General features: G+C 54.0%; 22 protein-coding genes. 16 read left to right on the top strand and 6 right to left on the bottom strand.

From position 1 onward, the window contains the following. Positions 1 to 44: 44 nt before the first annotated feature. The 14 genes from gmk (at position 45) to G9X48_RS16515 (ending at position 17,312) form a co-directional block, all read left to right on the top strand. On the top strand, positions 45 to 668 hold the full coding sequence (gene gmk, locus G9X48_RS16580; RefSeq protein WP_004387719.1) for a guanylate kinase: 624 nt from the start codon (positions 45 to 47) through the stop codon (positions 666 to 668). A 54-nt stretch (positions 669 to 722) separates the two neighbouring features. Then, positions 723 to 998, top strand: coding sequence for a DNA-directed RNA polymerase subunit omega (gene rpoZ, locus G9X48_RS16575; protein WP_000135058.1), 276 nt, complete (start codon positions 723 to 725; stop codon positions 996 to 998). A gap of 19 nt (positions 999 to 1,017) precedes the next feature. Then, complete coding sequence (spoT, locus tag G9X48_RS16570) at positions 1,018 to 3,138, top strand: bifunctional GTP diphosphokinase/guanosine-3',5'-bis pyrophosphate 3'-pyrophosphohydrolase (RefSeq protein ID WP_004387718.1); 2,121 nt, start codon at positions 1,018 to 1,020, stop codon at positions 3,136 to 3,138. A gap of 4 nt (positions 3,139 to 3,142) precedes the next feature. Next, on the top strand, positions 3,143 to 3,832 hold the full coding sequence (trmH, locus tag G9X48_RS16565; protein WP_007871937.1) for a tRNA (guanosine(18)-2'-O)-methyltransferase TrmH: 690 nt from the start codon (positions 3,143 to 3,145) through the stop codon (positions 3,830 to 3,832). 3 nt (positions 3,833 to 3,835) lie between these two features. Further along, positions 3,836 to 5,917 (top strand): ATP-dependent DNA helicase RecG, encoded by a 2,082-nt coding sequence (recG, locus tag G9X48_RS16560; RefSeq protein WP_097641144.1) that lies wholly within the window; start codon positions 3,836 to 3,838, stop codon positions 5,915 to 5,917. 560 nt (positions 5,918 to 6,477) lie between these two features. Then, entirely contained in the window at positions 6,478 to 7,017 is a 540-nt protein-coding gene (locus tag G9X48_RS16555; RefSeq protein WP_007871942.1) for a fimbrial protein, read from the top strand. 84 nt (positions 7,018 to 7,101) lie between these two features. Continuing rightward, positions 7,102 to 7,809 carry a molecular chaperone gene (locus G9X48_RS16550; protein ID WP_029039178.1) on the top strand — a complete coding sequence of 236 codons (708 nt, stop codon included), beginning with the start codon at positions 7,102 to 7,104 and terminating at the stop codon, positions 7,807 to 7,809. Positions 7,810 to 7,822: 13 nt separating this feature from the next. Continuing rightward, positions 7,823 to 10,285: a fimbria/pilus outer membrane usher protein gene (locus tag G9X48_RS16545; protein ID WP_105629620.1), complete on the top strand. Its 2,463-nt coding sequence runs from the start codon at positions 7,823 to 7,825 to the stop codon at positions 10,283 to 10,285. 5 nt (positions 10,286 to 10,290) lie between these two features. After that, positions 10,291 to 11,265, top strand: a complete 975-nt coding sequence (locus tag G9X48_RS16540; RefSeq protein ID WP_097641145.1) for a fimbrial protein — start codon at positions 10,291 to 10,293, stop codon at positions 11,263 to 11,265. Between the two features lie 118 nt (positions 11,266 to 11,383). Continuing rightward, complete coding sequence (locus G9X48_RS16535; RefSeq protein WP_105629621.1) at positions 11,384 to 11,947, top strand: fimbrial protein; 564 nt, start codon at positions 11,384 to 11,386, stop codon at positions 11,945 to 11,947. Between the two features lie 698 nt (positions 11,948 to 12,645). After that, positions 12,646 to 13,206 (top strand): fimbrial protein, encoded by a 561-nt coding sequence (locus tag G9X48_RS16530; protein WP_097641147.1) that lies wholly within the window; start codon positions 12,646 to 12,648, stop codon positions 13,204 to 13,206. Between the two features lie 56 nt (positions 13,207 to 13,262). Beyond that, positions 13,263 to 13,838: a fimbrial protein gene (locus tag G9X48_RS16525; RefSeq protein WP_097566174.1), complete on the top strand. Its 576-nt coding sequence runs from the start codon at positions 13,263 to 13,265 to the stop codon at positions 13,836 to 13,838. A gap of 269 nt (positions 13,839 to 14,107) precedes the next feature. Beyond that, positions 14,108 to 15,508, top strand: a complete 1,401-nt coding sequence (locus tag G9X48_RS16520) for a uracil-xanthine permease family protein (protein WP_097647516.1) — start codon at positions 14,108 to 14,110, stop codon at positions 15,506 to 15,508. 121 nt (positions 15,509 to 15,629) lie between these two features. Beyond that, positions 15,630 to 17,312, top strand: coding sequence for an AsmA family protein (locus G9X48_RS16515; RefSeq protein ID WP_097641149.1), 1,683 nt, complete (start codon positions 15,630 to 15,632; stop codon positions 17,310 to 17,312). Between the two features lie 195 nt (positions 17,313 to 17,507). On the opposite strand, the gene fabY is transcribed toward G9X48_RS16515, so the two are convergent. From fabY to G9X48_RS16485, 6 genes are all read right to left on the bottom strand, one after another. Then, a complete protein-coding gene (fabY, locus tag G9X48_RS16510) occupies positions 17,508 to 18,449 on the bottom strand; it encodes a fatty acid biosynthesis protein FabY (RefSeq protein WP_007853129.1) in 942 nt (313 codons plus the stop codon). 44 nt (positions 18,450 to 18,493) lie between these two features. After that, positions 18,494 to 18,931: a D-aminoacyl-tRNA deacylase gene (gene dtd / locus G9X48_RS16505; RefSeq protein WP_097641151.1), complete on the bottom strand. Its 438-nt coding sequence runs from the start codon at positions 18,929 to 18,931 to the stop codon at positions 18,494 to 18,496. Then, a complete protein-coding gene (locus G9X48_RS16500) occupies positions 18,928 to 19,797 on the bottom strand; it encodes a virulence factor BrkB family protein (protein ID WP_012126223.1) in 870 nt (289 codons plus the stop codon). Before G9X48_RS16500 ends, dtd begins: the two co-directional genes overlap by 4 nt. Then, positions 19,791 to 20,390, bottom strand: a complete 600-nt coding sequence (yihX, locus tag G9X48_RS16495) for a glucose-1-phosphatase (protein ID WP_004387703.1) — start codon at positions 20,388 to 20,390, stop codon at positions 19,791 to 19,793. Before yihX ends, G9X48_RS16500 begins: the two co-directional genes overlap by 7 nt. Before the next feature lie 109 nt (positions 20,391 to 20,499). Then, positions 20,500 to 21,306: a DeoR/GlpR family DNA-binding transcription regulator gene (locus tag G9X48_RS16490; protein WP_097641152.1), complete on the bottom strand. Its 807-nt coding sequence runs from the start codon at positions 21,304 to 21,306 to the stop codon at positions 20,500 to 20,502. A gap of 36 nt (positions 21,307 to 21,342) precedes the next feature. Then, complete coding sequence (locus G9X48_RS16485) at positions 21,343 to 22,242, bottom strand: sugar kinase (protein ID WP_097641153.1); 900 nt, start codon at positions 22,240 to 22,242, stop codon at positions 21,343 to 21,345. A gap of 211 nt (positions 22,243 to 22,453) precedes the next feature. On the opposite strand from G9X48_RS16485, the gene yihU reads away from it, so the two are divergent. Together yihU and G9X48_RS16475 are read left to right on the top strand one after the other, a co-directional pair. After that, positions 22,454 to 23,353 carry a sulfolactaldehyde 3-reductase gene (yihU, locus tag G9X48_RS16480; protein ID WP_097570930.1) on the top strand — a complete coding sequence of 300 codons (900 nt, stop codon included), beginning with the start codon at positions 22,454 to 22,456 and terminating at the stop codon, positions 23,351 to 23,353. A 24-nt stretch (positions 23,354 to 23,377) separates the two neighbouring features. Beyond that, complete coding sequence (locus G9X48_RS16475) at positions 23,378 to 24,253, top strand: aldolase (protein ID WP_014727776.1); 876 nt, start codon at positions 23,378 to 23,380, stop codon at positions 24,251 to 24,253. Positions 24,254 to 24,257 lie beyond the last annotated feature (4 nt).

The raw sequence follows: 24,257 nt of genomic DNA, 5'->3' as shown, positions 1-24,257 counted from the left end.
CGGTATACGCACCTCTTTTCGCATACCAACAGACGTAAAACCACATGGCTCAAGGCACGCTTTATATTGTTTCCGCTCCCAGTGGCGCGGGTAAATCCAGCCTTATTCAGGCTTTTTTGAAGACGCAACCGCTTTATGACTCTCAGGTGTCGGTGTCGCATACCACGCGCAATCCGCGTCCTGGCGAAGTTCATGGCGAGCACTACTATTTCGTTAATCACGACCAGTTTAGGGCGATGATTGCTGAAGACGCGTTTCTTGAACATGCGGAAGTGTTTGGCAATTATTACGGCACGTCACGCGCTGCGATTGAGCAGGTACTGGCGACCGGCGTCGATATTTTCCTGGATATCGACTGGCAGGGCGCGCGGCAGATCCGTGAAAAAATGCCTCAGGCGCGCAGTATTTTCATCCTGCCGCCGTCTAAGGAAGAGCTGAACCGCCGTCTGCGTGGTCGTGGTCAGGATAGCGAAGAGGTGATTGCAAAACGTATGGCGCAGGCCGTGGCGGAAATGAGCCACTATGCGGAGTACGATTACCTTATCGTGAATGACGATTTTGATACCGCGCTGGCTGACTTAAAAATCATCCTGCGCGCCGAACGTCTGCGTATGAGCCGCCAGAAGCAGCGACATGACGCTTTAATCACCAAACTATTGGCAGACTGAGCGTAGTTTCAGTATCATGCCCAGTCATTTCTTCACCTGTGGAGCTTTTTAAATATGGCACGCGTAACTGTTCAGGACGCTGTAGAGAAAATTGGTAACCGTTTTGACCTGGTGCTGGTCGCCGCGCGTCGCGCTCGTCAGATGCAGGTGGGCGGTAAAGATCCGCTGGTACCGGAAGAAAACGATAAAACCACCGTTATTGCGCTGCGTGAAATCGAAGAAGGTCTGATTAACAACCAGATCCTCGACGTGCGTGAGCGCCAGGAGCAGCAGGAGCAGGAAGCCGCAGAACTGCAGGCCGTTACCGCTATCGCTGAAGGCCGTCGTTAATCACTAGTGCGGGTAGCCCTTGTATTTGTTTGAAAGCCTGAATCAACTGATTCAACAATACCTGCCTGCGGACCAGATTAAGCGTCTGCAGCAGGCTTATCTCGTTGCACGTGATGCTCACGAGGGACAGACACGTTCAAGTGGCGAACCTTACATCACTCATCCAGTAGCCGTGGCCTGTATTCTGGCCGAGATGAAGCTCGACTATGAAACGCTCATGGCTGCGCTACTGCATGATGTGATTGAAGATACACCTGCTACCTACCAGGACATGGAACAGCTGTTCGGTAAAAGCGTTGCCGAGCTGGTGGAAGGGGTATCGAAGCTTGATAAGCTGAAATTTCGCGACAAGAAAGAGGCGCAGGCCGAAAACTTTCGCAAAATGATCATGGCGATGGTGCAGGATATCCGCGTCATTCTGATCAAACTCGCCGACCGCACCCATAATATGCGCACGCTGGGCTCTCTGCGCCCGGATAAACGTCGCCGCATCGCCCGTGAAACTCTTGAAATCTACAGCCCGCTCGCTCACCGCCTCGGTATTCATCATCTGAAAACCGAACTGGAAGAGTTGGGATTCGAAGCGCTTTACCCTAACCGTTACCGCGTTATTAAAGAGGTCGTTAAGGCTGCGCGCGGCAACCGTAAAGAGATGATTCAGAAGATACTTTCTGAAATCGAAGGGCGTTTGCAGGAAGCTGGAATTCCGAGCCGCGTCAGCGGCCGCGAAAAACATCTTTACTCCATCTACTGCAAAATGGTGCTTAAAGAGCAGCGTTTTCACTCGATCATGGATATCTACGCGTTTCGCGTGATCGTGAAAGATGTTGACACCTGCTACCGCGTGCTTGGTCAGATGCATAGCCTTTATAAGCCGCGTCCCGGCCGTATGAAAGATTACATCGCCATTCCTAAGGCGAACGGCTATCAGTCGCTTCATACCTCAATGATTGGTCCGCACGGCGTACCGGTCGAAGTGCAGATCCGCACCGAGGATATGGATCAGATGGCGGAGATGGGGGTTGCGGCGCACTGGGCTTATAAAGAGCACGGCGAGAGCAGCACTACCGCGCAGATCCGCGCCCAGCGCTGGATGCAGAGCCTGCTGGAGCTGCAGCAGAGCGCAGGCAGTTCCTTTGAATTTATCGAGAGCGTTAAATCCGATCTCTTCCCGGATGAGATTTACGTTTTCACACCAGAAGGGCGCATTGTCGAGTTGCCTGCGGGTGCGACGCCTGTTGATTTCGCCTATGCGGTACACACCGATATCGGCCACGCCTGCGTCGGCGCACGCGTCGATCGCCAGCCCTATCCGCTGTCTCAGTCGCTTTCCAGCGGTCAGACGGTAGAAATTATTACTGCCCCGGGCGCTCGCCCGAACGCCGCATGGCTCAATTTTGTCGTCAGCTCCAAAGCGCGCGCTAAAATTCGCCAGATGCTGAAAAACCTCAAGCGCGATGACTCGGTGAGCCTTGGTCGCCGTCTGCTGAACCATGCACTGGGCGGCAGTCGCAAGCTTGCAGAAATTCCGCCGGAGCATATCCAGCGTGAGCTTGAGCGTATGAAGCTCGCAACACTTGACGATCTGCTGGCGGAAATCGGTCTCGGCAACGCCATGAGCGTGGTGGTCGCGAAAAACCTGTTGCAGGGTGAAGCCACTGCCAGCAACCAGCCGAACGTGCCCGCATCCGGCCACAGCCATCTGCCAATCAAAGGCGCGGATGGCGTGTTGATTACTTTCGCGAAATGTTGTCGTCCGATTCCAGGCGACCCGATCGTGGCGCATGTCAGCCCGGGCAAAGGCCTCGTTATCCATCATGAATCCTGCCGGAACATCCGTGGCTATCAGAAAGAGCCCGAGAAATTTATGGCGGTCGAATGGGATAAAGAGACCGAGCAGGAGTTTATCACCGAGATCAAGGTGGATATGTTTAACCACCAGGGCGCGCTGGCAAACCTGACGGCGGCGATTAACACTGCCGGTTCAAATATTCAGAGCCTGAATACCGAAGAGAAAGATGGCCGCGTGTACAGCGCCTTCATTCGCCTCACGGCGCGCGATCGCGTACATCTGGCGAATATCATGCGTAAAATCCGCGTGATGCCGGACGTGATTAAAGTCACCCGTAACAGAAACTAACTGTATGAATTCTCAGCGTTACGCGCGTATCTGCGAGATGCTGGCCCGGCGTCAGCCCGATCTCACGGTCTGCATGGAGCAGGTGCATAAGCCTCATAATGTCTCGGCAATCATCCGCACCGCAGACGCGGTGGGTGTGCATGAAGTTCACGCCGTCTGGCCTGGCAACCGCATGCGTACCATGGCCTCTTCCGCCGCTGGCAGCAACAGCTGGGTAGAAGTGAAAACCCATCGCAACATTAGCGATGCGGTGAACCACCTGAAAGCGCGAGGCATGCAGATTCTCGCGACTCACCTTTCTGATAAAGCGGTCGATTTTCGTGAAATCGACTATACGCGCCCGACCTGCATCCTGATGGGCCAGGAAAAAACCGGTATTACCGAAGAGGCGCTAAGCCTCGCGGATCAGGACATTATCATTCCGATGACAGGCATGGTGCAGTCGCTGAACGTTTCTGTCGCCTCCGCGCTTATCCTTTATGAAGCGCAACGCCAGCGGCAGAACGCGGGCATGTACCAGCGCGCCAACAGCACTTTGCCTGAAGAAGAGCAGCAGCGCCTGCTGTTTGAAGGCGGCTACCCGGTGCTGGCGAAAGTGGCGAAGCGTAAAGGCCTGCCCTACCCTCGCGTGAACGAGCACGGTGAAATCGACGCGCCACAGGACTGGTGGGCCACTATGCAGGCTGCGGAGTAAACGATGCGCGGCCGTTTGCTGGATGCCGTACCGCTAAGCTCACTGACCGGCGTGGGCGCCAGCCAGAGCGCAAAGCTCGCAAAAATCGGCCTGCATACTATTCAGGATCTGCTGCTCCATTTTCCCCTGCGCTACGAAGACCGCACCCATCTTTACCCCATCAGTGATCTTCTGCCTGGCGTATACGCCACGGTGGAAGGCGAAGTGCTGAACTGCAATATCACGTTTGGCGGCCGCCGCATGATGACCTGCCAGATCAGCGACGGCACCGGCATCCTGACGATGCGCTTTTTCAATTTCAACGCCGCGATGAAAAACAGCCTGGCGACGGGCCGCCGCGTGCTGGCCTATGGCGAAGCAAAACGCGGTAAATATGGCGCGGAAATGATTCACCCTGAGTACCGTATTCAGGGTGATGTCAGCACGCCGGAAATGCAGGAAACCCTGACGCCCGTTTATCCAACCACTGAAGGGGTGCGTCAGGCAACGCTACGTAAGCTGACCGATCAGGCGCTGGAGCTGCTGGAAACGTGCGCCATTACCGAGCTGTTGCCGCCAGAGCTGTCACAGGGGCTAATGAGCCTACCGGAAGCGTTGCGTACGCTGCATCGCCCGCCGCCAGATATGAAGCTCGAAGATTTAGAGAGCGGCCAGCACCCTGCGCAGCGTCGTTTAATTCTGGAAGAGTTGCTGGCCCATAACCTGAGCATGCTGGCGCTTCGCGCCGGCGCACAGCGCTACCACGCACAGCCGCTTGAGGCTCGTGATGCGCTTAAGCAACAGCTGCTCGCCTCGCTGCCGTTCAAACCCACCGGCGCGCAGGCGCGCGTGGTGGCGGAAATCGAGCGCGATATGGCGCTGGATATTCCCATGATGCGGCTGGTTCAGGGCGATGTCGGCTCCGGCAAAACGCTGGTGGCAGCACTTGCCGCGTTGCGCGCAATCGCGAACGGTAAGCAGGTGGCGCTGATGGCACCCACGGAACTGCTCGCCGAACAACACGCCAACAATTTCCGCAACTGGTTCGCGCCGCTCGGGATTGAAGTAGGCTGGCTGGCGGGCAAACAGAAAGGAAAAGCGCGCCAGGCGCAGCAGGAAGCCATCGCCAGCGGCCAGGTTTCTATGGTCGTCGGCACACATGCGATTTTCCAGGAACAGGTACAGTTTAATGGCCTGGCGTTGGTCATCATTGATGAACAGCACCGCTTTGGCGTGCATCAGCGTCTGGCGCTCTGGGAAAAAGGACAGCAGCAAGGCTTTCATCCGCATCAGCTGATCATGACCGCCACGCCAATACCCCGCACGCTGGCCATGACGGCGTATGCCGATCTGGATACGTCCGTTATCGATGAACTGCCGCCAGGCCGCACACCCGTCACCACCGTTGCCATTCCTGATACACGTCGCGTCGATATTATTGAGCGCGTACGCAGCGCCTGCCTTGAAGAAGGCCGTCAGGCGTACTGGGTGTGTACGCTGATTGAGGAGTCGGAGCTGCTGGAAGCACAGGCCGCGGAAGCGACCTGGGAAGAGCTTAAAACCACGCTGCCTGAACTTAACGTCGGGCTGGTGCATGGGCGTATGAAGCCTGCGGAAAAACAAGCTGTAATGCAGGCGTTTAAGCAAGGCGAGATGCATCTTCTGGTCGCGACCACCGTTATTGAGGTCGGCGTGGATGTCCCTAACGCCAGCCTGATGATTATCGAAAACCCGGAGCGACTCGGCCTTGCGCAGCTTCATCAGTTGCGCGGACGCGTCGGGCGCGGCGCGGTGGCCTCGCATTGTGTACTGCTCTACAAATCTCCGCTCTCGAAGACAGCGCAGATTCGCTTGCAGGTGCTTCGCGACAGCAACGATGGCTTTGTGATAGCACAAAAAGATCTCGAGATACGCGGGCCTGGAGAGCTGCTCGGCACTCGTCAGACGGGCAATGCCGAATTCAAAGTGGCGGATCTGTTACGCGATCAGGCAGTTATTCCTGAAGTGCAGCGAATTGCACGACATATTCATGAGCGTTATCCCGAGCAGGCAGCAGCATTGATCGAGCGCTGGATGCCGGAAACCGAGCGGTATTCTAACGCCTGAAGTGACTTGTACTTTTATCATCGCTAATTTTATTCGTTTTTCGGTTCTATACTCTGGAATTTTATATGTTTACCTCTTCAGCTTGTTGTCGCTGCCGCTACAACGGAACCTATTCTTTCTCAATAAAAAGCCCTGTGAGCATTCATTGAATGCATAAAATCACTTTTTAATAATTCACATTTTAAATCTTATATAAGTGCATAACCATATATCTATTATATGTATCACTTCATTTATATTATTCTGCAAGCGGGAAAAGAGAGATAAAAATGAGAATTTTTCCTGCCCGCTTTCAGAAAATAAAGATTAAATCCATAACCACGTAACACAACACATTCATTAGTCAAATAATACATTCCCCCTCTGATTTAATGGCAAAGCACAATTAGTCAAGAAACAAAAAGACCGCACTGCCAATAATTCACCTCACTATTAATTGTGCGATATCACTACCCAGAATCAATATTGGCTTTATAGCCTTCCTGCCAGCGCACAAATTTTAATTCAGGATGATATGTGGTCTGAATTTTCAGGCTATTTACAATAAGGGAGTGGTTATTATGAAAAAATATGCATTAGTGCTTGCGCTGAATGCCATTCTCGCAGCGGGAGTGGTTCAGGCTGCAGAAAATGATGTTTCAGCGACGCTTTCTGTATCAGGCACAGTTAAAGATGCGTCCGTGGGTTGTACAATTGAATTTGTTCAGCCGACTGTCGATATGGGAAGCCGTGATATCGATTCTTTGCCATTGCAAGGACATCACGTTGATGGAGCTCAACTCACCGCGGTCACAGCAAACTTTATCGGCAACTGCACCAAAGATGGCCAGTTAGCTCCGAACCTCTCATTTACCGGCATCGTTGATGATGCAGAAGGTAATGCACTGGTTAACACTGCAACCGGTTCTACCGCAGCGACAGGATTAGGCGTTGGCATTTACTCTTATGCAGGCAATGTGATTACGCCTAACGGTAGTCCGGTTATAGGTACCGGTAAAGAGAGTACCATGTTTTACATAGGCATGGTGAAACTTAACGGTGCTACCCCGACACCGGGCCAGGTTCAGTCATCATTAACCATGCAGATAGAATCACTGTAAAACGTTATTTTTAAACCATCAGGCCCGGTGATGTTTATTCATCATCGGGTTTGCATTCACTGTAAGTATTTTAGGTTTTATAAAATGAGAAAATTGATCCTGACGACAATTCTTGCCGCAAGCTGCTGGTCAGGAATGGGCCATGCTGCCCTGACATTGAGCGCAGATCGTTTGGTTTATAGTGAAAAAGATGGCGATGCGTCCATCACTATTCACAGTAATGAAGATCGCGCCTATTTAGTGCAGTCCTGGCTGGATGCCGGCGACAGTACGGTAAAAAAAGATTTGCCCTTTGTGGTGACACCACCGCTGTTTCGCCTGGCGCCCAAAAGCGACAACGTTATTCGTATCGTTTACCTGGGTAATGGTTTGCCAGCCGATCGCGAAAGCCTTTTCTGGCTGGATGTAAAGGGCGTACCTGGATTAACTGATGAAGAGTCGAAAGTACCCAACCGCATGGTACTGGCAATCAATAATCGCATTAAATTTTTCTACCGGCCCGCAGGCCTGCAAGGCGACCCTGGCGATGGCGTAAAAAATGCCCACTGGAGCCACTCAGGTAATAAATTATCTGTTAAAAACTCATCACCTTATTACCTGGTATTAAGCAAAATTATTGCTGATAAAGAATCTATTAAGGTTTCTGTTGTAGATAATAATACAGTGATCCCACCTTTTGGAGAAAAGTCATACACGCTCAAACATACTCCAGCGAGCGGTTCCAGCGTTGAGTGGGATGGTATTAACGATTTTGGCGTGACCTCTCAAACTTATTCTCAGCACCTTGAATAAATGAAAGGGCGCTATGCGTGGTAGCAAAGTAAAATGGCTCGCCTCGTTTGTCATGTCAGCCATTTTTTGCCGAACGGTGACAGCAGGAGAGTATTTTGATCCTGGTCTGCTCCAGAATATTGATGGGAAAGCCGCATTAAGCGACACAAGCTTATTGAGTCAAGGCTATCAGCCCGCCGGAACGTATCGCGTTCATATCAACGTGAACGAAAAACCGATAATGATGAGCAGCGTGCGGTTTGAGCCGGATAAAAATAAGCAGCTGGTTGCCTGCCTTTCTTTCAAAGCTTATCAGAAGCTTGGGGTGGATATGAGCAAGGTTAGTTCTAAAGCAGAAGACAACGAACTCAAAAACACCTGTGTGCCTATGGAAGAGCAAGTTCCAGGGGCTAAATCGTCTTTCGATTTCTCAAAGCTGCAGCTGGACATTACCCTACCCCAAACAGTACTACGTGATGAAAGCGTTCAGGGAGTTCCTGAAGAAGAGTGGGACGATGGCATTCCGGCGATTATTAGTAATTATCAGCTATCAGGCCAGCAATACCTTAAAAAAGGCGAGGGCACGGAAGACTCCACCTACGCCAACCTGACAAATGGCGTGAACATTGGCGCGTGGCGTTATCGCAATAACTCGGCGATCAGTAACAGCGAAGGCTGGCAGAGCATCACCAATTACGTTGAAACTGCGATCCATACACTGAAAAGCGAACTGACCGTTGGGGATTCCAGCACACCCGGCGACGTCTTCGACAGCTTGCTGATTCGGGGCGTACAGCTTTCTTCCGATGACGATATGCTGCCTGACCAACTCAATGGGTTTGCGCCCATTATTCGCGGTATCGCCAAAAGCAATGCACGAGTCACGGTACGCGAAAATGGTTACGTAATTTATCAGCGCTCTGTGCCGCCGGGGCCCTTCGTCATCAGCGATCTCGCCTCGGTGTCAGACGGCGGAAAATTAGACGTTGTCGTAACGGAAGCGGATGGTTCGGAGACACATAACACCCTCGCTTATTCCAGTGTGCCGCAGTTATTACGAACCGGACAGATGAAGTACAACCTGTCGGCAGGGCGTTATATGTCCGGTACCAGTTCGTTTGAGCATAAACCTGATGTTATACAAGCGGTCATAAGTCGTGGCTTGCCGCTGAATACTACGCTCTACGGTGGTGCGCAATATCATGACCGCTACCGGGCATTTAGCCTGGGTCTGGGCATGGATATGAAAAGCCTGGGAGGTATCGCAGCCGATCTCACCGAGAGTAAAGGTCGCCGTGGTAATTCACAGGAAGCCGACGGAAAAATGATACGCCTGACGTACCGTAATTACATTCCTGATAGTGATACACAGATTCAGGTAGATAACCGCTATTACACTGGCGATTACCTTTCTTTCAGCGACTGGGCAACAGCAGAAGATTTGTTTGCAGATACGCGCAGGCGTCGGGAATATAATCTGTCGATTAACCAGTCGCTTGATGACACCAATAGCTTCTATACCACGCTGAGTCGTAGCGAAAACATGGATAACTCTGTGTCTCGCATGTGGCAAATCGGCTGGAATGGTTCATTAAAAACGGTGAGCTTTTCCTTAGCTTACAGTATGTCTCGTAGCGAGAGTGAAGCCCGTTGGGATAAACAACTGGCATTGACGCTGTCGATCCCTCTGAGCGAAACCTTCCCGACGACGCAGCCAATGGTCAATTACACGGCAACTTCAGGCCTGGAAAGGGACCTTAATAATCAGTTGGGCATTAACGGAAAAGTTGGCGATAGCCAGGATATGCACTGGAACACCCAACTCTCGTACGCAGCAAAACATGGCGAATCGAGCACAAAATCTGGCTCTGCCGGGTTCGATTACCAGGGCAACTACGGCGATCTGAACGTTACTTACAACGCCGATCAAAATAATTATATTTCCTGGAATGCCTCGGGCAGCGTGGTAGGGCATCGTCATGGCGTGACATTTGGGCGTAACTCCACAGGCAGTATGGCGCTGGTATCTATACCTGGTGTACCAGACGTACCGCTGGAAGGTGGGCAGGATTTACATACTGACTCACGTGGCTATGCGCTGGCTACGGATTTACGTTCTTACCACCGCAACAGCCTGAGCGTTGATACGCAAAAAGCAGGTAAAGATATCGATTTCGCCAGTACGTCAACTCAACTTGTACCTACAAAAGACGCCGTCGTATTGGCTGAATTTACCGCTATCCGCGGTCGCAAAGCGGTTTTTACGATTAATTATAAAGGTGAAATTCTGCCCTTTGGCACAAGAGCGCATATTGAAGGCATGGATAACGCCTATTACGTAGGCGATAAAGGCCAGGTTTATCTCAACGCCGTACCGGATAAAGGCATATTAACTTTTAAATGGGGTGAAGATAAAAGCTGTTCTACTCCCTTTGAGATGCCGGTAAACCAGACGCCAGCATTACCGATTGTTTTACTCACTCTCAACTGTCAGTAAAGATTATGAACATCTATTTTCGACTGGCGAAAAGCGCCGCAATAGCCATGTTAATAAAAGGTCTGATAGCGCCAGTATATGCCAGCGACTGTAACCTGAAACAAAATCCTTCGAATGTGACAATACCTGTTACGGTCCAGTTGCCAGACAACATCACAATGATGCCGGTCGGCAGCGTTATTTATAAAAAAGAAGCGAGTCTGGCCGAACTCAGTGGATCGCACGATATTATTAGCACAGCGTGCAAAGCTGAAATTAGTCAGCTCCTTAATGGAAAGTTGCCAGGCCGACAAAATGGGCAAGACACCTATGCCACGGCATTACCAGGCCTGGGTATTCGCATCACGATGATCTATGACAAACCGGGATCCGCACACAGAGAGTGGATATTGCCCTTTTCAGCGCAAACGCGTGACTTAAGTAATAAAACGATTACGTCTGATGATATTAAACTGCGGCTGGAAGCGATAAAAACGGGGACGATAACGTCGGGCGGCATACTCAGTTTTCGTATTCCTTCTCTAATAACGCTTAATGACAACTCTTTTGTCGTCAATCTGGCGATGGCCCTTATTTCACCGAAAGCGCACTGCATGATTCAGGTGGTGAAACCTCAGATTGACTTGCCGCCTGTCAAAATCAGCGAGCTCAAGTCTAATAGCGGAATAACAGCGCAATCGGTCAATGTAAATTTATTGTGTATGAATACACGCAGGGCCAGCATCAATATTGAAGGTTTAACCGATGCGAACAACCCGACCGTATTCAAAAACGTAGCGCCAGATAGTCATGCCGAGAATGTCGGCATTGAAATGTTATTTAATGGCACAGTAATGCGTCCTAATTCACCGCTGGATTTATCATTGCCTAACCAAAACAGTTATCCATTACCGCTTTCTGTTCGTTATGCAAAAACCAGTAACAATCTGACAGGAGGTAAAGTAAAAGCGCAAATCACCTTGCGTATAAACTATCTTTAACAATGTTAATAAGCATATAGAATTTATTTGCCAGAAATATGGAAAAGTATTCTTGCGCGTTGTGTGCAGGATTGCTTTTCGCCTATTTCAATCTGAAAATTTTAAAGGATATAAAATTATGAAAAAGTCTGTATTAGGATTAGCCGTTTCTGCACTGTTTATGGTTGGCGCAGCTCATGCTGAAACTAACCCGAACGATGTTTCCGCGACACTGAGCGTAACCGGTACAGTTGTAGAAAGTGTTTCCGAACTGTGTTCCGTAAACCTTTCTACCAACAGCATTAACCTTGAAAGCGATGTAGCTGACCTGGTCAACCAGGGCGACGCAACGCTGATCAATGCGGCCGGTGTGAAAACCGTTCGTCTGTCTATTGCTGGCGGCAGTGAATGCCAGGATCAGGTTGCTCAGGGAAAAATGGCATATAAATTCACCGGTACTGCAGATGACGCTGATGGCACCGTACTGGCCAATGGCAATGTTTCCACTGGCGCAGCGACGGGTGTAGGCATCGGCCTGTTTACGGTTGATCACACGCCAATCAAAATGAACCAGGACACAATGGCTGCAACGTCTAACGTAGGTGGCGACATTCTGGCCATCAATATGGTTAAACTGAATGGTCAGAAAGCCGTTGCGGGTGACGTAGCGGGTTCCTTAACGATTGAAATTGAACGTCTGTAATCTAATTACAGCGCAGTGTAGTTAAGTTTTAAACTATTCTGAAAATATAATAATGCAGGCACCCTTACAGGGGTGCACTGCATTTTTAAGGTTGCACTTAATAAATTCGTTTAATTTTTAGGTCAGCAACTGCAGCATATAAAACAGTTATACTGGCTGACAACTGATGGCCGGAAGTGCCTGACTTCCAATGTATAATGTAAGTAATCTGGCAGCAGATTAAGAAAATACACCGCCTTAAAGCATTAAGAGCAAGCGATTTTCCCGGAACGCTCTCTACCTTCTTGTATAAAGACGACACCCCGGGCAAGGCACTCTGAAGCAAGGGTTAAAGATTTCCGACTTACTGCTGAAGATAGTATTTCAGGGGCATTATTGAGCCATAGATTCTAAGCATCATCTAAGGCGATTCGTCCCGTGGCCGTCTTATTGCCAGAATTTAACACCCATACTTAAAAGAACGCGAATAATTTATGCAGACATCCGTATGACTGCAATGTATCGGCGACGTCAGCGTTGATGCCGTACAGCCTTAGAAACCAGGTAAATACCCTAACATATTTACATGATTAAACATGACTTATTTTCAAAATGTTAAATTCAAAAGTTAAACATGGAGGATCTCACACCTGACCGGCATTGAATTTCGAATATTTGAATACGTTTACCATCTGTATAAACAACTGTAAGGGAACAACATGAAAAAAAATTTTTTTAAAATAACGTTTTCTGCTCTGCTGCTGGCAAGTACAGCCCATGCTATAGCGGAAACACAGGATCAATCCGCAATCCTCGCAGTCACTGGCAAACTCAGTAATACGGCGGCAGACTGCGAGGTGACTTTGTCAAAAAACGTCATCACTCTTAATTCAACATCCGGCAGCCTGATTGAACAAGGGCAAAATGCCACCGACCCCGCCCTCATCACCTTTTCGGTTAAGGGTTCGGATGACTTTACGCAATGCAGTGAAGAAGTTTACAACGGGAAAGTTGCCGTTAAATTTACCGGCAGCTTTGACAATGCTGACGGTAATGTTTTTTCGAATACTGACACAAGTGGAAATGCCGCCTCTGGTGTAGGTATTGGTTTATTTAAGGGTGATAAAACGCCTATTGATGTACGTGAAACTTATACCATTGCGGATAAGACAAATGATTCCACCAACATCATTGGGATACAGTTAGTAAAACTGAAAGGCCAGACGGTTACTTCCGGCTCCGTCACAGGCAATATTACGTTCCAGATAGAGCGTCTTTAATCCATTATTACTGAAACACATATTTACCTATTGATATTCATGTCAAGGAGAAACTCATGAAATTAAATAAAATCACAGGATTAATGATTACTGGCTTGCTCTTCGCAGGCGCGGCTCAGGCAAGTGTTTCGTCTGAGGATGTGCCCGCCTCACTGTTTGTCACCGGAAAACTTTCTTCTGTAAATCAAGGGTGCAGAGTGACACTTTCTCAGGAGAGTGTTTCTTTTACGGTTGACACGTCACAACTGGTATCGCAGGGAGATAACGCTACCGCTCCCCAGGCCATTTCCGTTTTTATCAATGGTGCTGATAAAGACGGGGCTTGCGCCGATGCCGTTTCAAACGGTCATATCGCGGTGAAATTTATGGGGCAAGCTGATAATGCTGAAGGCACAACTTTAGCAAATCAATATGCGTCCTCAGGGAACGCAGCCAGCGGTGTGGGCATTGGTTTTTTTGCAGAAGATGACACGCCTCTTGCTATTAATAATGACTTGTTAAAGGTCAGCAAAATCACTTTATCGCATTTAGGTAAAGTCAGCTTCGGCGTCCAGCCGGTTAAGCTGGCTAACCAAAATGTCACCGCTGGCGGTGTTTCAGGCGCAGTCACGGTACAGATCGAACGGCTTTAATTTTTTACCGCCTTTCCAGTGGAAAGGCGGTTTTTCCTGTTCGCCCTAAAACTCACTTCTTTTTTAATGCGTGTCAGCAGTAACGATGCGCAGACATTAACTTTGTTCGTGTCATGAATGTCTGTCAGGCCGCACAGACTGATGGCGGTAAATCGCGTCATGGATACGGATTTCCGCTTTTTCAGGCAGGTATGCTCGCCGTTTGCAATCGTTTGCTTTTGTGATGCACTTCGCTAGAATGTCCGCTTTTCCACCGTGGGATTATGTCGATGTCCATTAACACCCTTGAGTCTGAAAACGCGCAATCGGTTGCGCCCGCGCGAAATAGCGAACTCATCTATCGTCTGGAAGACCGGCCGCCGCTGCCGCAAACGCTGTTTGCCGCCTGCCAGCATCTTCTGGCGATGTTCGTTGCGGTGATTACGCCTGCGCTGCTGATTTGTCAGGCTCTTGGGCTTCCCGCGCAGGATACCCAGCACATCATTAGCATGTCGCTGTTTGCCTCCGGTGTGGCATCGATTATCCAGATAAAAGCGTGGGGGCCGGTCGGCTCCGGGTTGCTTTCCATTCAGGGCACCAGCTTTAACTTTGTGGCACCGCTCATTATGGGCGGGACGGCACTGAAGACCGGCGGCGCGGACGTGCCAACCATGATGGCCGCACTGTTTGGCACTCTGATGCTGGCAAGCTGCACCGAAATGGTCATCTCCCGCGTTCTTCACCTGGCGCGCCGCATTATCACGCCGCTGGTTTCCGGTGTTGTAGTGATGATTATCGGTCTGTCGCTGATTCAGGTCGGGCTGACGTCAATTGGCGGCGGCTATGCTGCGATAAGCGATCACACCTTCGGCGCGCCGAAAAACCTGCTGCTGGCGGGCGCGGTGCTGGCGGTGATCATTCTCCTTAACCGCCAGCGTAACCCGTACCTGCGCGTCGCGTCGCTGGTGATTGCGATGGCGGTGGGTTATCTGCTGGCCTGGGCGATGGACATGCTGCCGCAAAGCGTGGCACCTGCGCAGAGCGCGCTGATTATGATCCCCACCCCGCTGCATTACGGGCTCGGCATCGACTGGAACCTGCTGCTGCCGCTGATGCTGGTCTTTATGATCACGTCGCTTGAAACCATCGGCGATATCACCGCCACCTCTGACGTCTCCGAACAGCCTGTTTCCGGCCCGCTGTATATGAAGCGCCTGAAAGGCGGCGTGCTGGCGAACGGTCTGAACTCGTTTGTCTCCGCCGTGTTCAACACTTTCCCGAACTCCTGCTTCGGACAAAACAACGGCGTTATCCAGTTAACTGGCGTCGCCAGCCGCTATGTCGGCTTTGTGGTGGCGCTGATGCTGATTGTGCTCGGCCTGTTCCCGGCGGTCAGCGGTTTCGTTCAGCATATCCCTGAGCCGGTGCTGGGCGGCGCGACAATTGTGATGTTCGGCACCATTGCGGCGTCCGGCGTACGTATCGTCTCCCGCGAGCCGTTAAACCGCCGCGCGATCATGATTATCGCGCTGTCGCTGGCGGTGGGCCTCGGCGTTTCTCAGCAGCCGCTGATCCTGCAGTTCGCGCCGGACTGGGTGAAAAACCTGCTCTCCTCCGGCATCGCCGCGGGCGGCATCACCGCCATTGTGCTGAATCTGATTTTCCCGCCGGAAAAACAGACCAACGACTGATCCCCTGCCGATGGCGGCGCCGCGCCGCCATCGCTGACACCTCCGTTGACAATCCCCGCCTTGAGCAATTCGCCTGAATAGTGCATAAATCCATCATCGGAAGTTCACAGGATGGAAGACAATGAAATTTCTCGGAAAGCTCATCATTGCGCTGATCGCCGCCGTTCTGCTGATTCTGCTCGTGCTTTACGTGCTGTTGCAGACGCGCTGGGGCGCGGGCTGGCTCACCGGCTGGGTGAACCAGCACAGCGGCTATCACATCACCTTTGATGAAATGGACCACAGCTTTTCCGCGCCTTCGCATCTGGTGCTCAAAAATGTGACGTTCGGGCGCAACGGCCAGCCCGCCACGCTGGTGGCGCAAAAGGTCGATATCGGGCTGAGCAGCCGACAGGTTACCGAGCCGATGCACGTCGATACCATTTTGCTCTACAAAGGCACGCTGAATTTATCCCCTTCCACCGCACCGCTGCCGTTTCGTGCTGACCGCCTTCAGCTAAGCGATATGGCGTTTAACAGCCCGAAAACCGGCTGGGATCTCAGCGCGCAGCGCGTTAGCGGCGGTATCAGCCCGTGGCTGCCTGAAGCCGGGAAAATTCTCGGCAGCAAAGCGGATATCGCCCTGAGCGCAGGCTCGCTGACGCTAAACGGCATGCCCGCCAGCAATGTGCTGGTGCAGGGCGAAATTAACAATGACGAAGTGACTATCACCAATCTCGGTGCCGATATCGCCCGCGGCGCGCTCACCGGCAACGCGCGTCGGTTAGCGAACGGCGGCTGGGTAGTGGATAACCTGCGCTTAAGCGATATCCGTCTGCAAACCGCGAAATCGGTAAGCGATCTGCTGCAACCGCTGACAACGCTCCCCTCGCTTGCGCTTGGCCGCGTTGACGTGACTGACGCGCGGCTTGAAGGGCCTGGCTGGGCGGCGACCGATCTGGATATCAGCCTGCGCAATCTGACGCTGGTGAACGGCAGCTGGCAGAGCGATGACGGCAAGGTGTCGATGAACGCCAGCGAGGTGGTTTACGGCTCGCTGCATTTTCTCGACCCCATCGTGAACGCCGATTTGTCAGCGCAGGGCGTGGCGCTGCGACAGTTCAGCTCGCGCTGGGAAGGCGGCATGGTGAGAACTTCCGGCGACTGGCAGCGGGCAGGCAACGCGCTGACGCTCGACGAGCTGGCCCTGGCGGGGCTTGAATACACACTGCCTGCCGACTGGAAAAAGCGCTGGCAGGAGAAGCTGCCCGCGTGGCTGCAAACCGTGACGGTGAAAAAGCTCTCCGGTAGCCGCAATCTGATTATCGATATCGATCCTGACTGGCCGTTCCAGCTCACCGCGCTGGACGCGTGGGGCAATAATCTGCAACTGGCGCGTAACGGCGAATGGGGGATCTGGGGCGGCAACGCCACGCTGAACGCCGCCGCCGCGACGTTTAACCGCGTCGATGTGCGCCGCCCGTCGCTGACGCTGAACGCGAACCCTTCCACCATCGCCATTAGCGAGCTGAGCGCGTTTGCGGGCCAGGGCATGCTACAGGCCACCGCGGCGATTTCTCAGTTACCGCAGAGAATGACGACGGTGAGCCTGAATGGTCGCGCGGTGCCGGTCAATGTGTTGCATAACTGGGGTTGGCCGCAGGTGCCGCTGGAGGGTGACGGTAATTTACAGCTCACCGCGAGCGGCAGTCTGGCGGCAGACGCGCCGCTGCGCCCGAGCGTTAACGGGCAGTTGCAGGCGACAGGGAAAAGCGGGCAGCAGGTCCAGCAAATTATGCAGAATGGCGTGGTGCCGGGGACGTGATGGGCCTTATGGTGTAGGGCATGTAGGAAGCGACGGCAGGTGCGCTGCGCTTACCTGCCCTACGTTATCGCCTTAATGTCAGGGTCCTGTAGGGTGGGTAAGCGCAGCGCACCCACCAAAACCACCAGCACCAGTTCCCGTAGGGCGGGTAAGCGCAGCGCACCCGCCGGATCAAAAAACACCCGGCCCTGACGCCTACTCCTCCTCGTTGCCGCCCTCTTCCAGCGGCCCGAAAGGTTTGGCGGGCAACACAATATAAATGCCTTCAAACACCGCGCCGGGCGTCTCGTCGCCCGTGAGTTCCACCTGCAATTGCACGCGCGCTTTGCGCCCGCGCGCCAGACGGTCGAGATCGCCACTGAGCGACCCTAAATCGGCCACCGCGCCGGGCTTACCGGTAATTGGTCGGCTGTAACGAATATGCGCGTCGGCCAGAATAATCGTCCCGCCCAGATGCCGCTCGCGCAGCATCAGCCAGATAAGCCCCCAGCCCGTCAGCGTCGCCAGGGAAAACAGACTGCCTGCGAACAGCGTATGGTGCGGATTCTGGTTGCCGGTCTCCGGCATCGTCGTAATAAATTTCTGCCCGGTATATTGCAGGATGCGCACGCCCATCTTTTCGCTGAGCGGAATATGCTGATACCACGCCTGCTGCAACTGCGCGCACCAGTCGGCGCGGTGGAGAATATCATCCAGCGAGGCTATCGGTTTAATCATCAGAAAGTGGCGCAGCGGCGTGGTTTGCGGCGTGGTTATCTCGCCTTCATTCACAAACCCCAGCTTGGCGAAGAACTCCACGGCATCCTCGCGCGCGCTACAGACCACGCGCTTCACGCCTTCCTGGCGCGCGACCGACTCCAGCGTCATCGCCACCAGCGTACCGAGACCTTTCTCCTGCACCGCCGGGTCGACCGCCATAAACCGGATCGAGCCTTCGTTATCGGCATTGATATACAGCCGCCCGATGGCGACAGGGTTGCCCTCTTCATCCACCACCATCTGATGGTGAGCCATCGCGTCGTAGGCGTCCCGCTCTGAGCCTTTCGGCTGATGCAGCGGCTTGCGTAACATCTCCCAGCGGAACTGGTAGTAGCGCTCAAGTTCTTCTTCTGTTTCGGGTACACGAAGGTGATACATAGCGGTACTCTCTCTTGTTGTGCGCGGCCACGATGGCATCTGGTTCATATCTGCAACCAGAACGTCACGGGGCCGTCATTCGTCAGTGAGACCTGCATATCGGCGGCGAAACGTCCTGTTTCGGTGGTCATGCCCGCGCTACGGCAGCGGCTGACAAAATAGTCGTAAAGGGCTTGCGCCTGCTCAGGCGGCGCGCCGCGCGAAAAGCTCGGGCGCAGGCCTTTTTCAGTATCCGCCGGTAACGTAAATTGCGACACCACCAGCACGCTGCCGCCCGCCTGCTGCACGTTCAGGTTCATTTTGCCCTGTTCGTCGCTAAAAATTCGGTAGCCGAGCACGCGCTCGCACAGGCGGTTCGCTTTCTGCTCGTCGTCGTCTTTTTCGACACCTAACAGCACTAAAAGTCCCGGCCCGATCTCACCCGTCACTTCGTCTCCCACGCGCACGCTGGCGTGGGTCACACGTTGAATTAATGCAATCATACTGATTCAGCTTCTTCTCTGGCGGCCTGTCGTAATTTGCGATAATCCCCGAGAGTGACAGTAATTTCCGCGCCAAGCAAGACGATGCACCACGTCCAGTAGACCCAGAGAAAGAGAATAGGGATCACCGCCAGCACGCCATAAATCAGCTGATAAGAAGGGAACATCGTGATGTAAAGGGCAAAACCCTTTTTGCCCAGTTCAAAGAGCAGCGCGGCCACCAGAGAACCAATCAGTGCGTCGCGAGCCGGCACGCGCGTCGTCGGCACCACGCTGTAAAGCAGCCAGAACGAGAGCCACGACAGCAGCAGCGGAAAAATACGCAGCACGTCGTCAATCATGGTGTTAAAACCGCTCGCCCAGCGCAGCGACAGTAGATACGAGCTAATCACCAGACTCGCGCCTGCAAGCAGTGGGCCGAGCGTCAGGATCATCCAGTAAACGGCAAAGGAGTAGACTTTTGGGCGCTGACGGGTGCTGCGCCAGATCGTGTTAAGCGCGCTGTCGATGGCATACATCAACAGCAGCGAGGTAACAATCAGCCCCAGCGCGCCAACGGCTGTCATCTTACTGGAATTAGCGACGAACTGTTCGATATAACGCTGGATGATGTCGCCCGTGGCGGGCATAAAATTGGCGAACACAAAATGGCGCAGCTGGACGCTGACGTCAGAAAACATCGGGAACGCGGCAAACAGCGCAAAAATAACCGCGACAAACGGCACGAGCGAGAGCAACGACACATACGCCAGATTACCGGCAAGCGTCGTCATATGATCCTCATCGATTCGCACCCACAGCAGCTTAAGCCAGGCGAGCAGCGGCCCGGTTCGACGGGCCACTTTTTGATGAACGGATTTTAACATGCGGGATTCGAGAAATAGCTGGGCACAGTTTTACGGTCAGTCACCAGCACGCTGGTAATGCCCACTTTGCGCGCGCCGTCGATATTCGCCTCGTTATCATCGAAAAACACGGCGTCGCGAGCGCTAAAGCCTTCCTGCTCCAGCACTTTCTGGTAGATTTCCGGCTCCGGCTTGCGCATCCCCATCTCCTGCGAAAGATAGATAGCGTCGGCGGCGGCCCGCACTTCCGGATACTGTTCCGGCCAGTATGTCGTATGCAGCCGGTTGGTGTTGGAGAGCACCACCACGCGATGCCCCTGCTCGCGCAGTTGCTGCATGATAGTAATCACTTCCGGGCGCAGCCCGACAAACACCGCCTGCCAGCCCGCGGAGAACTGCTCAAAGCTCAGCGGCAACGCCATCTCTTCGCATAGCGCCTTCGCGAAATCCTCGTCGCTCAGCTCGCCACGCTCGTGCTGATGAAACGGCTCGCCCATGGAGAAACTCTGGCGCAGATTCGCCAGCGGCACGCGGCTGTAATCACTCCAGACGCCCAGCACGCGGTTAAAGTCGATATCGACAATGACATTACCTAAATCAAAGATATAGAGCATGACTCACTCTCCTTTCGGGCCATGTGAATGTTAACTGTAGCGAGAAAGGCGAACTTTGACTATGTGCTAACGCGCGGGTTTTGCATCGCCCGCGCGCGGCGTAAGAAATTTAGTGGTCGGTGTCGTCGTCGCCAGACGGCAATTCCGCCTGCACCAGCTCAATCTGATGGGCTTTTAAAATCGTGTTCAGCGATGCGCCAGGCTGCCGGTCGGTAAAGAGCGCCGTGGCCTGCGAAAGGTTGCCAATACTGACCGCCGCCGAGGCGTGGTATTTCGTATGATCGGCCGCCAGTAAGATATGCCGCGAGTGGGCCATCATGGTTTTCACCACGTTCGCCTCGTTCACGTCAAACTCCAGCAGCTCGCCGTCACTCTCAATGGCACCCACGCTCGTTATCAGATAATCCGCACGAAATCCTTCTATGAACGCAGAAGCCCCCGGGCCGATGATGCCGCCGTTGTGTGGGCGCAGCGTCCCGCCGGGCACCATCACTTCAAACCGGGTATTTTTATAGAGAATATGCGCCACGCGCAGGCTGTTGGTGATAATGCGCAGATGATTATGATTCAGCAGCGCGCGCGCTATCTGCTCTACCGTCGTGCCGATAGTGATAAAGAGCGTAGAGCCGTCCGGCACATAGTCGGCGATCGCCTGAGCTATCGCGATTTTCTCTCCGGTCATGGAGATCTCGCGCTGCTCAAACGCGGTATTCACCACGCTTGACGCCCGCCCCGCGCCGCCGTGATGTCGGGTAATCAATCCCTGCTCGCTTAGCTTGCGAATATCGCGCCGCACCGTCTGGGTGGAAACATCCAGCAGTTGCGCCAGTTCGTCGATATTCATATATCCCCGCTCGGCGATAAGCCCGATCAGCTGATCGTGGCGCGGATTGCCCGTCACTCCGGTAAGGCTCATGAACGATCCCCTTAAAATCATTGCTCGCCGGGCATTTTATACAAAAAGAGACAGAAAAGAGCGGGTTTGATCACAGTCGGGGATCCCGGCGCGCCCGCCAGGGCGGGTGCATTTCAGCGCGGCAACGGCGCTGGCGAAGCGCACCGCCTCCTGCGGCGATTCGCCGCGAGCCAGCATTACCGCCAGCGCGCCGTGAAAAACATCGCCTGCCCCGGTGGTGTCCACCGCCTCGACCGTAAAGCCCACCTGACGGTGCAGCGTGTCGTCATTTTCAAGCCACAGACAGCCCTCTTTACCAAGCGTGACATATACATGACCGTTCGTGAGCGTTTTTGTTGTTTTAAGGGCGTCCTGCGGCGATAACCCCGGCGCCAGGCGCGCCAGCCCCGGCGCGGAGAACGCGGCGTGATCGCTTAAAGCCACCAGCGAACGAATATCCTGTGGCGTCACGTCGCCATCCAGCAGCGTCATCACACCCGCCCGGCGCGCCAGCGTTAACGCGCGCGTCGCGCCTTCATGCCAGCGTACGTCCGCCAGCACGGCGTCGTAACGGCCGAAGTCGATGCCATCGAGCCAGCCCGCGTCGTCAGGCAGGTCGGGGCTCGGATAGTTAACAATCACTCTTTCGCCCGCGGCATCAACAAGAATGGCCGACTGCGACGAGCGTGCCCCCGTAATCTGGCGCGCCCGCGAGGTGTTAACGCCCAGCGATTCCAGCTCCGCAAAGAGTTGCGTGCCCGTCGCATCATCACCGACGCGGCCAATAAAATCCACCTGTGCGCCCAGTCTTGCCGCCGCTACGGCCGCCGTTGCGGCCGGGCCGCCGCCCACTTCGCGGTACTGTTGCGCCACATATTTGCCACCCTCATGCGGCAGGGCTTCCAGCGTATAAATGCGATCCTGTACGGCGATACCCACACACGCGATGCGAACCATAGCTTCCTCTCTGTTTGCGCTCAGGACGGGCCTGCGCCCGTCACGATTCCCGTCAATCAACATAGCGGCATTTTAATTTTCCCGGATCGTAAAAAAGTGATACCTGTCAATTTTTTGACTTTAAATTACAAATACGCTCATAAACAGACAAAAATAATCCACCATGAATGACAAAACTGACATCCCGCTTTTACGCTGACAGGAGCATGTTATGGCGACGATTGGATTTATCGGACTGGGACAGATGGGCGCGCCGATGGCGGCAAACCTGCTGCGCCACGGGCACCGGTTGCAGGTTTGCGACGTAAACGCCACCGCTGTGGAGACGCTGGCGTCAGAGGGCGCGACGGCGTGCGCCACGCCACAGGCTGCCGCCCAGGGCGCGGAATTCGTGATTACCATGCTGCCGAACGGCGATCTGGTGCGCGAGGTGCTGCTTGGCGATAACGGCGTCTGCCAGTCGCTCTCCCGCGAGGCGCTGGTTATCGACATGTCCACCATTCATCCGCTGCAAACCGACAGGCTGATAAGCGATCTCGCCGCGCGTGGTTTCAGCATGATGGATGTGCCGGTGGGCCGTACCTCGGATCATGCGAAATCCGGCACGCTGCTGCTGCTGGCGGGCGGAACGCCGGAGCAGGTGACGCGTGTCGAACCGGTGCTGATGGCGATGGGTTCAGAGCTCATCCGCGCAGGCGGGCCGGGAATGGGCATTCGCGTCAAGCTTATCAATAACTACATGAGCATCGCGCTCAACGCGCTCTCGGCTGAAGCCGCCGTGCTGTGTGAAGCGCTCGGGCTTTCGTTCGACGTGGCGCTGCAGGTAATGAGCGGTACGCCTGCCGGTAAAGGCCACTTCACCACCTCCTGGCCGAACAAAGTGCTCAAAGGCGATCTCTCACCCGCCTTCATGATTGATCTTGCCCATAAAGATTTAGGCATCGCGCTGGATGTGGCGAATCAGCTGCATGTGCCGATGCCGCTTGGTGCTGCCTCGCGGGAAGTCTACAGCCAGGCGCGCGCCAGCGGGCGCGGCCGCCAGGACTGGTCCGCCATTTTAGAACAGGTTCGCGTCAGCGCCGGGCTGACGCCGCGCCAGGCCACGCTTTGACATTCACCCTTAAGGAAAACGTTGATGGAAAAATACACCCTGAAAGAGATTGCCCGCCCGTCCGGCGGATTCGCCATGCTGGCGGTGGATCAGCGCGAAGCGATGCGCCTGATGTTCGCCGCCGCGGGCACGGCGACGCCGGTCACCGATGCCGTACTGACTGACTTTAAGCTCAACGCCGCGCGCGTTCTTTCGCCGTACGCATCCGCCATTCTGGTGGACCGCCAGTTCTGCTACCCGCAGGTGGTGGAGCAAAAGGCCATCGCAGAGAGCTGCGCCATGATTGTCGCCGCCGACCAGTTTATCCCCGGTAACGGTATCCCCGTCGACAGCGTGACGCTGGATGACGCCGTCGACGCGCAGGCGGTGCGCCAGCAGGGCGGCAAAGCGCTCAAGCTGCTGGTGCTGTGGCGCAGCGATGAAGACTCACAGCAGCGCCTCGCGATGGTGAAAGCCTTTAACGAGAAATGCCATGCGCAGGGGCTGCTGAGCATCATTGAACCGGTGGTACGCCCGCCGCGCCGCGGCGATAAGTTCGACCGTGAACAGGCGATTATCGCGGCGGCGAAAGAGCTCGGTGATAGCGGAGCCGATCTCTATAAAGTCGAGATGCCGCTTTCCGGACGCGGCGATGCCAGCACGCTGCTTGGCGCGTCGCAAAAACTGAATGACCAGATCAACATGCCGTGGGTGATCCTCTCCTCCGGCGTCGACGAAAAGCTCTTCCCGCGTGCCGTGCGCATCGCGATGAGCGCGGGCGCCAGCGGTTTCCTCGCCGGTCGCGCCGTCTGGTCAACGGTTATCGGGCTGCCGGATACCGACATGATGTTGCGCGACGTGGCGCTGCCGAAGCTACGCCGCTTAGGGGAAATTGTGGACGACATGATGGCTCGCCGCTGAAAGG

The sequence above is a fragment of the Cronobacter sp. HA18006 genome (assembly GCF_011605445.1).
GTDB classification, from domain to species: domain Bacteria; phylum Pseudomonadota; class Gammaproteobacteria; order Enterobacterales; family Enterobacteriaceae; genus Cronobacter; species Cronobacter sakazakii.
This window is presented reverse-complemented; position numbering and strand designations above follow the sequence as displayed.

Coding starts and splice junctions, on each gene's coding strand:
- trmH (WP_007871937.1), top strand. CDS start 3,143: ATGAATTCTCAGCGTTACGCGCGTATCTGCGAGATGCTGGCCCGGCGT.
- G9X48_RS16520 (WP_097647516.1), top strand. CDS start 14,108: ATGTCCATTAACACCCTTGAGTCTGAAAACGCGCAATCGGTTGCGCCC.
- G9X48_RS16525 (WP_097566174.1), top strand. CDS start 13,263: ATGAAATTAAATAAAATCACAGGATTAATGATTACTGGCTTGCTCTTC.
- recG (WP_097641144.1), top strand. CDS start 3,836: ATGCGCGGCCGTTTGCTGGATGCCGTACCGCTAAGCTCACTGACCGGC.
- G9X48_RS16515 (WP_097641149.1), top strand. CDS start 15,630: ATGAAATTTCTCGGAAAGCTCATCATTGCGCTGATCGCCGCCGTTCTG.
- G9X48_RS16500 (WP_012126223.1), bottom strand. CDS start 19,797: ATGTTAAAATCCGTTCATCAAAAAGTGGCCCGTCGAACCGGGCCGCTG.
- G9X48_RS16545 (WP_105629620.1), top strand. CDS start 7,823: ATGCGTGGTAGCAAAGTAAAATGGCTCGCCTCGTTTGTCATGTCAGCC.
- G9X48_RS16475 (WP_014727776.1), top strand. CDS start 23,378: ATGGAAAAATACACCCTGAAAGAGATTGCCCGCCCGTCCGGCGGATTC.
- G9X48_RS16555 (WP_007871942.1), top strand. CDS start 6,478: ATGAAAAAATATGCATTAGTGCTTGCGCTGAATGCCATTCTCGCAGCG.
- dtd (WP_097641151.1), bottom strand. CDS start 18,931: ATGATTGCATTAATTCAACGTGTGACCCACGCCAGCGTGCGCGTGGGA.
- G9X48_RS16535 (WP_105629621.1), top strand. CDS start 11,384: ATGAAAAAGTCTGTATTAGGATTAGCCGTTTCTGCACTGTTTATGGTT.
- G9X48_RS16490 (WP_097641152.1), bottom strand. CDS start 21,306: ATGAGCCTTACCGGAGTGACGGGCAATCCGCGCCACGATCAGCTGATC.
- yihU (WP_097570930.1), top strand. CDS start 22,454: ATGGCGACGATTGGATTTATCGGACTGGGACAGATGGGCGCGCCGATG.
- gmk (WP_004387719.1), top strand. CDS start 45: ATGGCTCAAGGCACGCTTTATATTGTTTCCGCTCCCAGTGGCGCGGGT.
- fabY (WP_007853129.1), bottom strand. CDS start 18,449: ATGTATCACCTTCGTGTACCCGAAACAGAAGAAGAACTTGAGCGCTAC.
- yihX (WP_004387703.1), bottom strand. CDS start 20,390: ATGCTCTATATCTTTGATTTAGGTAATGTCATTGTCGATATCGACTTT.
- rpoZ (WP_000135058.1), top strand. CDS start 723: ATGGCACGCGTAACTGTTCAGGACGCTGTAGAGAAAATTGGTAACCGT.
- G9X48_RS16530 (WP_097641147.1), top strand. CDS start 12,646: ATGAAAAAAAATTTTTTTAAAATAACGTTTTCTGCTCTGCTGCTGGCA.
- G9X48_RS16540 (WP_097641145.1), top strand. CDS start 10,291: ATGAACATCTATTTTCGACTGGCGAAAAGCGCCGCAATAGCCATGTTA.
- G9X48_RS16485 (WP_097641153.1), bottom strand. CDS start 22,242: ATGGTTCGCATCGCGTGTGTGGGTATCGCCGTACAGGATCGCATTTAT.
- G9X48_RS16550 (WP_029039178.1), top strand. CDS start 7,102: ATGAGAAAATTGATCCTGACGACAATTCTTGCCGCAAGCTGCTGGTCA.